Below are 13358 nucleotides of genomic sequence, written 5' to 3' on the forward strand. Positions count from 1 at the left end.
GCGGCCTTGACCGTGCCGGCGGCCGTCATGAGCATCGGCATGAAACGCTGATACAGATTGGCGGCAAGCATTACGGCCTTGTAGCCGGCGATGTTGGCCTGCGAAGACAACACGTCCATGCTTTGCGCGCGCGTGGTCCGCGGCGCGGCTTCCAGGGCGAAGGCCGTAATGCCGGCGGCCGCCATGCGCGCATTGTTCTCGGCATCGAACGGGTTGAGCATGCCGACGACGACGCTGCCGCGCGGGATGAGTGCGAGTTCTTCGGAGGAGGGGGCCCGTACCTTGAGTACGAGTTCTGCCCCCAGGGCGTCGGCGGCGGTGCCTAATGTGGCGCCGGCGGCTTCGAAGGCCGCGTCGGGCACGCTTGCGGCGTCTCCTGCACCGCGTCCAACCACGATCTGATGTCCTGACGCGACCAGCTTCTTCACCGTCTCGGGCGTGGCCGCGACACGGGATTCGCCGGTAAGCGTTTCGGCGGGGATGCCGATTCTCATTACGTCTCTCCTTGGGTTTGTGAACTGATCTCATCAGCGGCCAAGGAGCCGCAGCGCGTGCGCTGCCGGGGCAGGCGCATTACCTGTTTCGCCGCTGATGACATTAGTCCTGCACAAACCACTGCAATCGAACTACTGTACAAACCGGTGATGCGGTACTGCCACTGCATGCTGCACATTGCTGGTGCTGGAAGCTTACCCGAAGATGACAGGCACGCCTATTGCACGAAACCGCATATGGATATGCCGACGGGGCCGGGACGATGGTCGTTGCGGCCGACCGACCGGTCGGTCGGCCGCCACACTCACGACGCTCCCCCGTCCTCAGCGCCAAACCCCGTCAGACGGTAAAATGCTGCTTTTATCGGGGTAACGTCTCGGACCGACTGCGTGGGCCAACCGCCGGCCACGGTCCATGGGGCCCGTCAGGTCCCCCGTCCTGCAAGGATGTGTCATGAATGCACGCTGGAAGCCCAACGTGACGGTCGCCGCGGTCGTTGAGCGCGACGGCCGTTTTCTGTTTGTCGAAGAGCAAAAGCGTGAAGGCCTGTTGATCAACCAACCGGCCGGTCATCTGGAGCCGGGCGAGTCGATTCTCGACGCGGTGCGCCGTGAAGTGCTGGAAGAGACGGCCTATGCGTTCGCGCCCCAGCATCTGCTGGGCATCTATCTCGCCCCCGGCCCCGGCGACATCGCGTATCTGCGCTTCGCGTTCACCGGCACACTGGGCGAGTTCGATGCGTCGCGTACGCTCGACGACGGCATTGTCGGCACCGTCTGGCTGACACCGGACGAAGTGCGTGCCCAGCGCGCGCGCCATCGCTCGCCGATTCTCGAGCGCTGCATGGACGATTACCTGCGGGGGGTCCGTTACGACCTCGCCCTACTTCTGACCCATCCGGCGAGCGCCGGCGGGCAAGGCAACACATGAGTCAAAAACGCGTAGTGGTCGGCATGTCGGGCGGCGTGGATTCGTCGGTCACGGCATGGCTGCTCAAACAACAAGGCTATGACGTCGTCGGCCTGTTCATGAAGAACTGGGAAGACGATGACGACAGCGAATACTGTTCGACCCGGCAGGACTGGATCGACGTGGTCTCGGTCGCGGATCTGATCGGCATCGACGTCGAAGCCGTGAACTTTGCCGCCGAGTACAAGGACCGTGTGTTCGCGGAATTCCTGCGCGAGTATTCGGCGGGCCGCACACCCAATCCGGACGTGCTGTGCAACGCCGAGATCAAGTTCAAGGCGTTTCTCGATCACGCCGTGGCGCTGGGCGGCGAGACCATCGCCACCGGTCACTACGCCCGCGTGCGCGAGCGCGATGGGCGCTTCGAGTTGCTCAAGGCGTTCGATCACACCAAGGATCAGAGCTACTTCCTGCACCGGCTGAACCAGCAACAGCTTTCGCGCACGATGTTCCCGCTTGGCGACATGCCGAAAACGAAGGTTCGCGAGATTGCCGCGCAGATCGGATTGCCGAACGCGAAGAAGAAGGACTCGACCGGCATTTGCTTCATTGGCGAGCGCCCATTCCGCGACTTTCTCAATCGCTACCTACCGACCCAACCGGGCCCGATGAAAACGCCTGACGGAGCGGTCGTGGGCGAGCACGTGGGCCTGGCGTTCTACACCCTGGGCCAGCGCAAGGGCATCGGACTCGGGGGCAGCCGCGAAGGCTCCGGCGAGCCGTGGTTCGTGGCGCGCAAGGACATGGCGAGCAACACGCTGTATGTGGTGCAGGGCCACGATCATCCGTGGCTGCTCTCGAACACGCTCGATGCCGAAGACCTGTCGTGGGTCGCGGGCGAGCCGCCGGCCGAGGGCACGCGCTGCGGCGCCAAGACCCGCTACCGGCAAGCCGACGCCGCATGCGAAGTGGTGCGTGCCGACGCCGATGCGCTCACGTTGTCGTTCTCCGAGGCGCAGTGGGCGGTCACGCCGGGGCAATCGGCCGTGCTGTATGACGGCGAGGTCTGTCTGGGCGGCGGCATCATCGCGGCCACGACGCCGGCCGACGCCGGCAGCGCTAACCCCCAGGCCGCCGTGGCCGCCAAACACGCCATCCTCAATACGCATTGAATCCGCCGGCGCTCGCCGGGGGACCCCCGGCCGCGTGCCGGCGAGTGTCCCCTAAAGCAAGGAGATTTCATGTTCTCGCGCCGATTCCTGGCTCTGTGGCTCGTCGTGGCGTTGCTCCTGGCAACGTTGGCGGGCGTGCTGTTCGACGGTTGGCATCCGCTCTGGCCGTTGCCGTTTGCTGCGCTGGTGGCGCTCGGCGTGTGGGATATCGTGCAGCAGCGTCACGCCGTGCTGCGCAACTACCCGCTGTGGGGACACTTCCGGTTTCTGTTCGAATTCATCCGCCCCGAAATTCGCCAGTATTTCGTGGAAGACGATACGTCCGAAACCCCCTTCTCGCGTGCCCAGCGCAGCATTGTCTATCAGCGCGCCAAGGGCGATGTCGACAGCCGGCCGTTCGGCACCGAGATCGATGTCAAGGCGACGGGCTACGAATGGATTGCCCACTCGCTCGCGCCGACAGTCCTGAAGGATCACGACTTTCGCATCACCATTGGCGCGGATCGCGCACAGCCGTATTCGGCGTCGATCTTCAATATCTCCGCCATGAGTTTCGGTGCCCTGTCGGCCAACGCCATCCGCGCACTCAATCGCGGTGCGAAGCTCGGCAACTTCATTCATGACACCGGCGAGGGTTCCATCTCGCCGCATCATCGGGAGCAGGGCGGCGACCTGATCTGGGAGGTGGCCTCGGGCTACTTCGGATGCCGCAACGACGACGGTACCTTCAACGCCGAGAAATTTGCGGCGCAGGCGACGACGCCTCAGGTGAAGATGATCGAGGTGAAGCTCTCGCAAGGCGCAAAGCCGGGACACGGCGGCGTGTTGCCCGCGGCCAAGATCACGCCGGAGATTTCCGCCACGCGCGGCGTGCCGATGGGGCAGGACTGTATTTCGCCGTCGCGTCACAGTGAGTTCTCGACGCCGCTCGGGTTGCTGCAATTCGTCGAGCGTCTGCGCACGCTCTCGGGGGGCAAGCCGACCGGGTTCAAGCTGTGCATCGGCCATCCGTGGGAATTTTTCAGCATTGTGAAGGCGATGCTCGAGAGCGGCATCCTGCCCGACTTCATCGTCGTGGACGGCTCGGAAGGCGGCACGGGCGCCGCGCCGCTGGAGTTCACCGATCATGTGGGTGCGCCGCTGCAGGAAGGACTTCTGCTCGTGCACAACACGCTCGTGGGGGCCGGGTTGCGCGAGAAGATCCGCATCGGTGCATCGGGCAAGATCGTTACGGCATTCGACATCGCGCGTACGCTGGCCATCGGCGCCGACTGGTGCAACTCCGCGCGCGGCTTCATGTTCGCGATCGGCTGTATTCAATCGCAGAAATGTCACACCGATCGCTGCCCGACGGGCGTCGCAACGCAGGATACGTTGCGTCAGCGCGCCTTGGTGGTGCCGGACAAGGCGCAGCGCGTGCACCAGTTCCACGCGCATACGTTGCATGCGCTGCAGGAGTTGATTCAGGCGGCGGGGTTGTCGCATCCGTCGGACCTGCGAGCGCATCACATCGTCGAGCGTGTGTCGACCAACGAGATTCGCCTGATGTCGGAATCGCTCAAGTACCTTGCGCCGGGCGATCTGCTGCGCGGCCAGTTCCGTTATCAGCTCTACGAAAAATACTGGCCGATGGCGCGTGCCGACAGTTTCTCTCCGGCTGAGGTCACCTGACAGAACGGCGCAAGCCCAGGCAAGAGGCTTCCACCACAACCCGACGCGATGCTGCGCCGGGTTTTTTTACGTTTCCCGATAGTTTTCTTCCCAAATACGATAACGCCGAGGTCAGGCATCGCACATTAAGGTCTCCACCGGATGATGCTCGCGGGCGGACTCGCCTATGGTGTGGCCTTCGACTTTGTCATCCCGGCGACCGCCCGTCGTCAGAGGAGGAGCCTATGAGTACGGTGCGATTTCTGATCAGCCACCACGACGTCAAACTGAATGTGAACGGTCTCATACACACGCTGCCGGCCGGCGGCATGACCGCCACCCATTCGGATGCGACGATCGATGCCCCAGGGCCGGTGATGTCACACGATTTTCACGCCTGCGACCTGCAGGCGCTGTACCCCGATGTCGTCGATCTGCTCGACCGCCGTCCGCTCGGCGTTTTTCATCGACAGGCGGCACGCACGTTGATTCTCGAGCCCAGCATGGTCGACGTGGCCATGACGTTGCAAAACGTCGACCGCATGGCGATGTTGCGTTTCTTCTACGTCTATTGCCTGTGTCGCGATCAGCGGTACTTCTCGGCCATGTTGCGTCAGACGATTGCGGGCAGCCATTCGCTGTTCGATTTCGTCGAGGCAAATTTTCACCGACCGTGGCCGGTCGGCCGCCTGGCCGAGGAGTTCGGCATGCCGCTGCGCAAATTTCGCTACCTGTTTCAGCAAACGTATGGCATGCCCGCGAAGCAGTGGCTGTTGGAGCGGCGCCTTCGGCTGGCGCGCGATCTGCTGCTGTCCACGCGCCACAAGGTGCTCGACATCGCGCTCGAATGCGGCTTCACCAACCACGCGCACTTTACCGACACCTTCCGCAAGCGCTTCGACTGCGCGCCGACGGAAATCCGACTCGGCACGCCGCCGCAGCGCGGTAGCCGTCGTGTGGCCATGCCGCAAGCCGACGCCTACGCCGCCATGCGCGCCGATCTGGTGGCGGGACACGGCGCCGTCACCGAGGAGGGCGTGCAATGAACGTCGAAGAGATTCACCGCGGGATGTCCGAAGGGGTGCGACGCATGTCCGACGAGGCCACCCAGGCCGTGCGCGCACCCGAAACCAACGACCCTCGGCATATGCTCGATGTCCAATTCAAGTTGCAGCAGTTCTCGACAATGGTCGGGCTGCATAGCGCTGCGATCAAGCTCATCAAGGACACGCTGATGGGCATCATCGCCAAGATCGCATGACGCGCGCAGACCGCGTACCGAGCAATGCCGCCGATTCATGGTTGGACGCGTCGATCCGGCAAATCGTCGTCGAACTGGCGCTGGCGGGTGCGCATCACGGCATGCACTCGCAAGCCCACGTGATCCTGAATGCCTTGCCGTCGCTCGTGACGGATCGCGAGACGCGTCAATGGCTGCACTCGGCGCTTCTCATCGCGCTCGGCGATACCCGCGCGGCGCGCGCCCACCTCGCCAAGATCGTGGCGGCCGGGCATGACGCCAACCCGACAGGCGACGTGCTCGCCCGCTGGCTTGACGCGATGGACGCCAGCCAGTCCGCCAACGCGATGTCGCCGACGTCGCCCGCGTTGTCCTCGTCCTCCTCTCCTCCTCCCGTTCCCTCGTCATGACCACTTCTCAGATCCCCGCGGTACTTGCGCACGCGTCTGCCATTGCAACGCCGGCGAACGCCGCGCTCGTACCGGCCAACGCCAGCGAGCACGACGCCGTTCATTTCGGTCAGGCCCTCGCGAGCGCGCCGTCGCTGCCGGAGCATCATCTGCTCAGCGCAGCGGGCAAGCTTGCGGGTAACACCGAACGCCTGGCCGATCGGGTGGTGATCGACGAGCGCACGCTGGACGATCCGACCCGCATGCTCGCGATGCAGCGAGCCCTGACCGAGCGCGTGCTGGCACTGGAGTTCGTGGCGAAGGTGGCAGGCGCCGCCACGCAAGGGGTGAACAAGCTGGTGCATATGCAATGACGTGCGGCCGTCGCATCGCCGACGTCGTGACGAGATCGGCGAGACGCACCCCGTCCGTGGCACAAAGCCGTTGGCGCGGTCGATGGCTGCTGGGCAGCCTGCTCGTGATCTCGCTCGCCGGGTGCAAGGTCGAACTGCATCGCTCGCTGAGCGAGACCGAGGCCAACCAGATGTTGGCGCTATTGCTGGTGTCCGGGCTGCAGGCCGACAAGCGCGCCGACACCGCGGGCATGACGGTTCGCATCGAGCGTAGCGATTTCGTGCGCGGTGTCGAGGTGCTGCGCCAACACGGCTTGCCGCGCCAGAAGCGCGCGTCCGTCGAGGACGTCTTTCCACCGGGACAACTCGTCAGTTCGCCTGTGCAGGAGCAGGCGAAGCTGATCTATCTCAAGGAGCAGCGACTCGAGCGCATGCTCGCGTCGCTCGACGGCGTGATGGTGGCCGAAGTCTCGATCGCGCAGGTGCCGACGGATTCCGCAGGGCGCACGACCTTGCCGCCCGGCGTGGCTGTCTTTGTGAAGTACAGCCCCGAGATCAATATGACGCAGCGTATGACGGACATACGCAGTCTGGTTCACGACAGCGTGCCGGGGGTGACGCCCGAGCGCATCAGCATCGTGTTGCAGCCCGCCGATTATCGTTTGCCCCGCGCGTCCATCGACGCGTCGACAGGTGCGCCCACGGGCCCATTGACGGATCGCGGACGCGGGCTGCCGACGATGACGTGGGGCATGGTCGTGGCGGCGTGTATCGGGCTGGCCGCTGCCGCGGCGGTGGCGTGGCGTCGGCGCGCATCATGGGTGCCGCGTTTGCGCGCCCGCGTATCGAAGGCATCGTGACGCCTGCGCACTGCGGCGGCGCTACCCAACTTGCACGCCTGATCTGGCAGCCCGGCATGCAAATGGACGTCGGCTGGTGGCGCGCGTTCGATATGTTGCCTTGGCGAGAGGCCTACCGGCGACACGCCGCGTGCCGTGCGTCCATCGACTGTCTGGTCATCGCCCGGCGCGGCTGGCCGGGTGCGGCGGCGGGCGATTGCGCACCCCCGCAAGGCAACACGGCGCAAGCGATGCTGAGGCGGTTGCCGAACCTGCGACGTCTGTCGTTGGCCCACGGCTTGCGCGCGATGGGATGTCCAGACTATCTCCTGCTCGGCACGTACCGCCGTGCGTTGGCTTCGTGGCTCGACGCCTGGCAATGCGACCGTTTGCTGCTCACGCGTCGGGATTGGCCTGCCAGTCCCACCCTGTCGCCAGAGCAGGTCGTTCCTGCGGCGCTGGCGGCCACCGGCGCGTGCCTGGATGGCGCGCCTGAGCTGCCGTGCGTCGAGGTGGCGACGGTGAGCAAGGCCGCCAGACTGTTGCTTCCCCCGCCGGCCGACATTGAACCGTTTGCGTCGGGTGCGCGTTTGACGAACGAGGACATCTGGCTGCGGTTTGCAGCGCTGGAGAAGATGCTATGTATGTCGTCGACTTCGCCTTGACGGCCATCGAAGCGATGGACGGCCCCGCGCCCGCGGGGCCGGTGATTCCCCGCCAGGCACTCGAGGAGCTTCGCGAACAGGCAAGTCTACGGGCTCGCTGGATGGCGCAGGCAAAGACCGAGCGTGACGCCGCGCTGGCCGACCGCGAACAGGCACGTATCGATGCGCAGGCGCTGCGCGACGCGTGGCGGGACGCGGCGCGCGAGCAGGCCAGAGAGGAGGCGGCGGCGCTTGCGGAAACAGCCCGCCGTGACGCCGTGGCGCAGGCCGTTGCATGGCTGGTCGACGAGGCGTCGCTCGAGCGCGACATCGTTCGCTCGTTGGAGCGTCGCGTGACAGACGCCCTGGGCGCCGCGCTGTCGAATTTCATCGCCCCGCTCGATGTCGGTGAGCGCTTCGCACAACGCGTCGCACGCGCTTTACCCGCGCTGGTGCGCGAAGGAGCCCTCGTGCTGCGAGTGCCGCCCGCCCATCGCGACGACGTGGCCGATGCCTTGCGAGCGGCCGATATTGTGCTGGCCTGCACGGCGGATGCCACGCTGGTTGGCCGGCAGGCCCGCATCGAAAGCGAATGGGTGACGGTGTGCCTGGATCTCGACGCGGATCTCGCGGCCGTCCTCGAGCGCCTGAACGCGAGTCCAGATCTGGAGATCGCTGATGGTTGAGCGCTTGCCATCGTCCGGTCCATCGACGGGTCGGGCAATCCAGGAAAACAAGGCCGTTGAGCGCCGGGTGGCGGACGAATGGCTGCCGCTGGATGGTGAGGCAAGCGCGGCGCGAGGGTTGCCTGCCGACATGCCGGGACATATCGCGCTTATCGAAGCGACCATCTCGCAGAACGAAGAGGCGGCGGTCGCCGAATCTCAAGAGAATCTCAGCTTCGCCCTCGGGGTGCGATTCCACAGGACGAGCGATCGCGATGTGCGCGACGACAAGCAGCGTGCACGCGCCCTGTTCGAGCAGCAGATGCATCGGTTTGCGCGCGTGAACGCGGCGCAATTCGAGCGACTGCGAGGGCAGTTGCGCGATCTTCCGTTCGTTCCCGACCCACATCAACTGATTCGCCATGCCCACCTGTCGGCCGGGCATGCGGCGTTGGTCGTTGCGGCCTGGTTGGCCGATGGCGGGCTGGACAGCAGAACGCGCAGCCGCTTGCGCCGGACGTTGGACGAACTGACGTCGTCCGAGACGTGGGCGATCGAGGCCTTCGCGGCGCTGGAGTGCGGTAGCGGGCAAAACCCAGGCATGGCGCTGTTGCAACAACTCAAGTCGCTGTTCCGCCAGTCACAAGGATCGCAGCGCTCGTTGACGCAATGGTTCGACGAATGCCGGCGCTTTGCGCAGCGTCGTGCGCGGTTGCGCGCGCTGATGCAGGCACTGGGGTTGGAGTTGGGCGCGCGCGAGGCCGGTGCGGAGCTCCCGCGTCTGGCGGCCGTCATCGACGATCTTCGTCGAGTGGTGCTGTTTCTCACGCTGGAGTCGGCATGCGAGCAAGCGGCGCAGACATTGCGCGCGGCAGGCGCTCCCGCGTTTGAGACGGACACGATGATCTCGGAGATGCTCACGTTACTGGATCAGCCGTGGGTGGGCGTGGAATGGCTTGCGCAACGCGCGGCCCATCTAGGCATGGTGACGGTCGACGCGCGCTACGCGTTTGCGCGCGAACTGACTCGGCTGGTGCAGTCGGCCCATGACGGTTGCTTTCGCGACGAGACACAGCGCGAGACGCTCGGCGAAGCACTGGATGGCTGGCGCGCGGAGATCGCCCACGAGGGAGAGGTGACCGGGGGGTAGTGGGGAAGTGGGGACGCGAGGATCGGGGGGATGGGCTGGCGCACAACGGATGCGCCAACGGGTACCGCGGCGGCGCTCAGGCGCGCAGGTGCTCCCGGCAGAGCTTGATACGGTCATAGAAATCGGTGAGCGCTTGCGCGAACGGCTCGGGCTCGGCGGCGGCTTCGTCCGTCACCTGCGCGTGAAGAATCAGACGACGGTCGCGCTCGCGCAACTGCACGTGCCCGGTGACGGCCCATTCGGCCGGCTCAATGAGCAATTGCAGAAGCCGCTCACTGTTGGCACGATGCAGACGTGCGGCTTCGTCGGTGGCCACAACGGCATGAATACTGCACGCCTGGTTTTTCAAGGTTTCCACGATGATGCTGGGCGAGGCGGTAAACGTCAGCTCGATGGGCGAGTGATTGTCGACGGTATTAATCTTGCTCGGGTCGCAGCCGATCAACTTCAGCGCTTCGACGAGAGTTTTCGCTAGGTCGTAACTTGGCATGATATGCGTGGAGAGTGGAAGAAATCGTCGACGCGCCCCGTGCCAGCGTCCTGCGACAACGCGGGGACGAAAACCGCTCGCACGGGGCGCGCGATGCCGAAGGTTCCCACGATTGGACCGAGCAGACTTTGGTCGCGCGAGCTGGGTTGTCGCTTCTGCGCACACGCGAGCATCGATCGACGCCCACCGTCGCTCCCGTCGTCACGACGACGATCCGTAAGACGTGGCGTACCGCCGCGCGACGCCCTCGAGAATCACCTCGGCGGCGCGGACCGCTTGCATCTGTGTTTGCGCAAGCGCGTGCTGCGCGGGCGCAAGCGGCGTGTGCAGCGCCTGTTGTAGCGTCTGGCGCGCGACATCGAGCTGTGTGCCGACGTCGCGCGCGACAGCCTCGGGCGCGGCGGCGAGGCGGTCTTCAAGCTGGGTCAGGCGAATCGTCATACAGCGTCTCCGGAGACAGGGGTAAGTAGAAAAGCCGGTCGTGCGAGCCGATCGACACGCCGCCCGTATGAATCGCGATCACGCGTGTGCCGCCGGGCAGACGCGCCCCCTGCGCCAGGCGCGTGCCGTCGGCGAGGGTGATCTGCGGCGCGTTGGGCGAGCCACCTATGCTCACGAGCGGCGCGGAAAAGCCTGTTTCGACCAGCGTCGGGATCTGTGGCGGAAGCGGCTCGATGCGCACCGGCATCGCGTTGTCACCGGTGTTCCATGTGTCGACGATCCCCTTCAACGACGCTTGGCGTCCCACGGTCAGTGCCCCGGTAAGCCGCCATCCGTTGCGATCGCGTGCGATATCGATGCCGCGCAACTGGCCGGCGTCGCGTAGCGTCTTCAACAGCCGCTCGAAGCTGTTGGCCGTGCCTTCTGCCACGCGCCAGCCATGCGGCAGCGCCAATGCATCGAGCGCGTTGGCGGCTGAGCGCCAGCGGGCGTCGGCGACCGTCGGCGCACCGATGAGCACTTCGCCGTCCGGCGTGACGCTCACCTGTGCGGTACCGAAGCCGTGCAAGCGTAGCAACGTGCGCACTGTCTGTATGGAATTCGCGGGGCACCAGGTCTCGTCGCTCAACGCTTTGCCCAGCCAACGCGCCTCGGCGCGCAGTCGTGCAAGCGCGTCGTCGTCGATGCAGCCACCGGACAGGCGTACCGCATTGCCGCTGTGATCCAGCACGACGCGGGGCGCGACGCGTGCCGCGAGCGCTTTGAGCGCATCGGGCGGTGGCGGCGCGGCGATGACGTTGGCGGTTCCCGTGCGCCAGATCGCGACGCCCGCCGCCGCGATCAGTAGCGATAGTCCCGTGACTGCGATCCAGGCGGTCTGGGCGCGAGCGCGCCGCGCAGGGGCTTCGGCCGCTTGGGGGGATTCGGGCGCGAGGGTCATGCGAGGCGATGCCGTGTGCTCGGGACGCCGCTCTGGACGTTTTGGCATGGGCGCGGGAGCGCTTTCGCTGCCGTCGCCGAGCCAGATGCCGAGGCCGGCAAGATCGATCGCCGTATGCAGCGGGAGCCTGAGCGTGTCGGCCGCGCGATCATCCGATGCGGCGACGGGCACGCCGTCGACCCAGACTGGCGCCGGCGTGAGCAGGCGAACGCCATCGTCGTCGACGCCCAGCGCGATCTGGGCGCCATGATCGAGCGTCATCGCGATATCGGAATCACTGTCGCCGATCGTGAGTGTGCCCGGTGGTAGCGGCATGGGGCGTCCGGCGAGGGGGCCGTCGAGCAGCGTGAGCGTGAGCATGCTCATGCGCTCGGCAGGTCGGCCGCCGGCTCGGCCTTGATCAGAAACAGACGCATGACACTGTCGCTCCGGTTGCTCGTCGAACTGAACAGGCGGCCGATGAGCGGCAGATCGCCCAGCAGGGGAATCTTGCGCTCCTGCTCGTGCTGCGCGTCCTGCACGAAGCCGCCGAGCAGCAGGCTTTGTCCCGCCTGGAGCGTGGCATGCGTCGAAATCGAGGAGTTGCGGATCGTCGGGACCTCGTTGCGGCTGTTGCGTTCGCTGCGCACTTCGCCGCCGTCTTCAATATTGAGGGTGAGCATCACCTGCTCGCGACCATCACCTTCCTGCGGAACGAGTCGCGGCGTGACACGCAATAGCGATCCCGACGTCACGCTCTCCAGTTTGGCGACCTTCTCGCCTGAGACCTTGGTATAGAACGTCACGCTGCGATCGAGTACGGCCTGCATATTGTCGAGCGTGACGATGGATGGGCGGGATAGAACGCGCGCCTTGGAGTTTCGCTCCAGCGCGCTCAAATTGACCATGAACTTGTTGGTGTCGCCGACCAATGTCGTGAACGTGCCGGAGTCGCCACTCTGTGTCTGCGAGTTCAGCGACACGGCGCCGAAGCCACCCAGCCGGGCGCTGCCGGAGAAGTCGACGCCAAGTTCGGCGATATCGCTGGCGTTGACGTCGATGATCGCCACCGAGATGTCGACCAGGCGGGGCCGGATGTCGAGCTGCGCGATCAGGTCGCCATAGATCGGCAGATTGCGTCGCCGCTCACGCACGATGACCGCATTGCGACGCGGATCGGCGGAAAAGCGCGGCGTGCCGGAGCGCGAGCCGGTGGCGGGGGGAAGGCGGGCGTCAAGGCCGGCGCCGGCCGACGCGCCCGGCGAGGCAGACGCCGCCGCAGTGACACCGAGCGGGCCGGCGCCGAGAATCAAATCCTTCAGTACGCTGACAACGCCCGGCACGACGACTTCCTGCCCGCGATAAAAGTACCTCGTGTCGTCGGCCGTCGCGAATTTCAGGGGAAATATCTTGATGGTCTCTTCGCTTTCCTGCTGATCGCGGGCGTCGCGTTCGAGGTGGTCTGCGAGCATGGCAACCGTCTCGATGCAGGCGGGAACGCCGGCGATTTCGAGCGCGTGAGTGGCCGGAATCGCCCGTGCCACGCAGTGCCGCGGGTGCAGCACACCGGCATTGCGCAGGTGCCCGAGCAAGTCGCTGGGCGAGGCGTAACGCACGGACATGACGCGCCGCGTTGCCTCGCTGGATTTATAGACGTTCAGCGTCTGGCCGTTGAAGTACCACGAAAGCCGATAACGTTCCGATAGGGCGTCGAGGGTCGCCTGAGCGGCACCCGCAGGTAGCGTGCCGATAAAGCGATCGGCGACGTGAGGACTCACAACGGTCGGAATGCCGTGGTGCGCCCCGAAGTCGCGCAACAACTCCGCGAGAGGCGTGCCTGCGCTCTGGAAGACGAACGGGCCGCCGCGCCAAACCGGCGTGCCCGGTGAGACCCGGGGCGCATGCGCCGTGAGGGGCGCGGCAAACGACGCGGTGGCCAGCGTGACGCACAGGCTCCCGGCAAGCAGGGCGACGGTGCGCGAAGTGAAGGAAGGCGGCATGG

At 65.6% G+C, this 13358-nt stretch carries 16 protein-coding genes; 11 read left to right on the top strand and 5 right to left on the bottom strand.

What is annotated here, in order from left to right; all coding sequences use genetic code 11:
• Window positions 1–494, bottom strand: a 494-nt coding sequence (locus BGP02_RS07970; protein ID WP_502688470.1) for a Rossmann-fold NAD(P)-binding domain-containing protein, incomplete at its 3' end; no start/stop codon positions are given.
• Between the two features lie 454 nt (window positions 495–948).
• Here BGP02_RS07970 and BGP02_RS07975 point away from each other — a divergent pair.
• The 11 genes from BGP02_RS07975 to BGP02_RS08025 all read left to right on the top strand — a co-directional run bounded on the left by BGP02_RS07975 (window position 949) and on the right by BGP02_RS08025 (window position 9506).
• On the top strand, window positions 949–1425 hold the full coding sequence (locus BGP02_RS07975; RefSeq protein ID WP_017233978.1) for an NUDIX hydrolase: 477 nt from the start codon (window positions 949–951) through the stop codon (window positions 1423–1425).
• On the top strand, window positions 1422–2576 hold the full coding sequence (mnmA, locus tag BGP02_RS07980; protein WP_261939192.1) for a tRNA 2-thiouridine(34) synthase MnmA: 1155 nt from the start codon (window positions 1422–1424) through the stop codon (window positions 2574–2576). The genes BGP02_RS07975 and mnmA overlap by 4 nt, the downstream gene beginning before the upstream one ends.
• Window positions 2577–2645: 69 nt before the next feature.
• Window positions 2646–4247, top strand: coding sequence for an FMN-binding glutamate synthase family protein (locus BGP02_RS07985; protein ID WP_017233976.1), 1602 nt, complete (start codon window positions 2646–2648; stop codon window positions 4245–4247).
• Window positions 4248–4471: 224 nt separating this feature from the next.
• Window positions 4472–5272 carry a helix-turn-helix transcriptional regulator gene (locus BGP02_RS07990; RefSeq protein WP_017233975.1) on the top strand — a complete coding sequence of 267 codons (801 nt, stop codon included), beginning with the start codon at window positions 4472–4474 and terminating at the stop codon, window positions 5270–5272.
• Window positions 5269–5487 carry a type III secretion system needle filament subunit SctF gene (sctF, locus tag BGP02_RS07995; protein ID WP_017233974.1) on the top strand — a complete coding sequence of 73 codons (219 nt, stop codon included), beginning with the start codon at window positions 5269–5271 and terminating at the stop codon, window positions 5485–5487. Before BGP02_RS07990 ends, sctF begins: the two co-directional genes overlap by 4 nt.
• Window positions 5484–5876 (top strand): DUF1039 domain-containing protein, encoded by a 393-nt coding sequence (locus BGP02_RS08000; protein ID WP_261939191.1) that lies wholly within the window; start codon window positions 5484–5486, stop codon window positions 5874–5876. The genes sctF and BGP02_RS08000 overlap by 4 nt, the downstream gene beginning before the upstream one ends.
• Window positions 5873–6229, top strand: coding sequence for a type III secretion system inner rod subunit SctI (gene sctI / locus BGP02_RS08005; RefSeq protein ID WP_286798330.1), 357 nt, complete (start codon window positions 5873–5875; stop codon window positions 6227–6229). The genes BGP02_RS08000 and sctI overlap by 4 nt, the downstream gene beginning before the upstream one ends.
• A gap of 56 nt (window positions 6230–6285) precedes the next feature.
• Complete coding sequence (gene sctJ / locus BGP02_RS08010) at window positions 6286–7068, top strand: type III secretion system inner membrane ring lipoprotein SctJ (protein ID WP_232424618.1); 783 nt, start codon at window positions 6286–6288, stop codon at window positions 7066–7068.
• On the top strand, window positions 7026–7712 hold the full coding sequence (locus BGP02_RS08015; RefSeq protein ID WP_017233970.1) for a type III secretion system domain-containing protein: 687 nt from the start codon (window positions 7026–7028) through the stop codon (window positions 7710–7712). The genes sctJ and BGP02_RS08015 overlap by 43 nt, the downstream gene beginning before the upstream one ends.
• Window positions 7688–8377, top strand: a complete 690-nt coding sequence (locus BGP02_RS08020; RefSeq protein WP_017233969.1) for a hypothetical protein — start codon at window positions 7688–7690, stop codon at window positions 8375–8377. The genes BGP02_RS08015 and BGP02_RS08020 overlap by 25 nt, the downstream gene beginning before the upstream one ends.
• Window positions 8370–9506 (top strand): TyeA family type III secretion system gatekeeper subunit, encoded by a 1137-nt coding sequence (locus BGP02_RS08025; protein WP_286798331.1) that lies wholly within the window; start codon window positions 8370–8372, stop codon window positions 9504–9506. The genes BGP02_RS08020 and BGP02_RS08025 overlap by 8 nt, the downstream gene beginning before the upstream one ends.
• A 76-nt stretch (window positions 9507–9582) precedes the next feature.
• Here BGP02_RS08025 and BGP02_RS08030 read toward each other — a convergent pair whose 3' ends face one another.
• The 4 genes from BGP02_RS08030 to BGP02_RS08045 form a co-directional block, all read right to left on the bottom strand.
• On the bottom strand, window positions 9583–9996 hold the full coding sequence (locus tag BGP02_RS08030; RefSeq protein WP_286798332.1) for an InvB/SpaK family type III secretion system chaperone: 414 nt from the start codon (window positions 9994–9996) through the stop codon (window positions 9583–9585).
• 201 nt (window positions 9997–10197) lie between these two features.
• On the bottom strand, window positions 10198–10437 hold the full coding sequence (locus BGP02_RS08035; protein WP_261939188.1) for an EscE/YscE/SsaE family type III secretion system needle protein co-chaperone: 240 nt from the start codon (window positions 10435–10437) through the stop codon (window positions 10198–10200).
• The gene (sctD, locus tag BGP02_RS08040; protein WP_261939187.1) at window positions 10412–11743 is read right to left on the bottom strand and encodes a type III secretion system inner membrane ring subunit SctD; all 1332 of its coding nucleotides are present in this window, start codon (window positions 11741–11743) and stop codon (window positions 10412–10414) included. Before sctD ends, BGP02_RS08035 begins: the two co-directional genes overlap by 26 nt.
• Window positions 11740–13356 (bottom strand): EscC/YscC/HrcC family type III secretion system outer membrane ring protein, encoded by a 1617-nt coding sequence (locus tag BGP02_RS08045; RefSeq protein ID WP_286798333.1) that lies wholly within the window; start codon window positions 13354–13356, stop codon window positions 11740–11742. The genes sctD and BGP02_RS08045 overlap by 4 nt, the downstream gene beginning before the upstream one ends.
• Window positions 13357–13358: the final 2 nt, after the last annotated feature.

It is taken from the genome of Pandoraea sp. 64-18, assembly GCF_001899225.1.
Classification (GTDB): Bacteria; Pseudomonadota; Gammaproteobacteria; order Burkholderiales; family Burkholderiaceae; genus Pandoraea; species Pandoraea cepalis.

Excerpts from the sequence above, each read along its gene's own strand:
- BGP02_RS08025 (WP_286798331.1), top strand. The coding sequence starts at position 8,370 with ATGGTTGAGCGCTTGCCATCGTCCGGTCCATCGACGGGTCGGGCAATC.
- BGP02_RS08015 (WP_017233970.1), top strand. The coding sequence starts at position 7,026 with ATGGGTGCCGCGTTTGCGCGCCCGCGTATCGAAGGCATCGTGACGCCT.
- BGP02_RS08000 (WP_261939191.1), top strand. The coding sequence starts at position 5,484 with ATGACGCGCGCAGACCGCGTACCGAGCAATGCCGCCGATTCATGGTTG.
- BGP02_RS08045 (WP_286798333.1), bottom strand. The coding sequence starts at position 13,356 with ATGCCGCCTTCCTTCACTTCGCGCACCGTCGCCCTGCTTGCCGGGAGC.
- sctF (WP_017233974.1), top strand. The coding sequence starts at position 5,269 with ATGAACGTCGAAGAGATTCACCGCGGGATGTCCGAAGGGGTGCGACGC.
- sctD (WP_261939187.1), bottom strand. The coding sequence starts at position 11,743 with ATGAGCATGCTCACGCTCACGCTGCTCGACGGCCCCCTCGCCGGACGC.
- BGP02_RS08030 (WP_286798332.1), bottom strand. The coding sequence starts at position 9,996 with ATGCCAAGTTACGACCTAGCGAAAACTCTCGTCGAAGCGCTGAAGTTG.
- BGP02_RS08035 (WP_261939188.1), bottom strand. The coding sequence starts at position 10,437 with ATGACGATTCGCCTGACCCAGCTTGAAGACCGCCTCGCCGCCGCGCCC.
- BGP02_RS07975 (WP_017233978.1), top strand. The coding sequence starts at position 949 with ATGAATGCACGCTGGAAGCCCAACGTGACGGTCGCCGCGGTCGTTGAG.
- BGP02_RS07990 (WP_017233975.1), top strand. The coding sequence starts at position 4,472 with ATGAGTACGGTGCGATTTCTGATCAGCCACCACGACGTCAAACTGAAT.
- BGP02_RS08020 (WP_017233969.1), top strand. The coding sequence starts at position 7,688 with ATGTATGTCGTCGACTTCGCCTTGACGGCCATCGAAGCGATGGACGGC.
- mnmA (WP_261939192.1), top strand. The coding sequence starts at position 1,422 with ATGAGTCAAAAACGCGTAGTGGTCGGCATGTCGGGCGGCGTGGATTCG.
- BGP02_RS07985 (WP_017233976.1), top strand. The coding sequence starts at position 2,646 with ATGTTCTCGCGCCGATTCCTGGCTCTGTGGCTCGTCGTGGCGTTGCTC.
- sctI (WP_286798330.1), top strand. The coding sequence starts at position 5,873 with ATGACCACTTCTCAGATCCCCGCGGTACTTGCGCACGCGTCTGCCATT.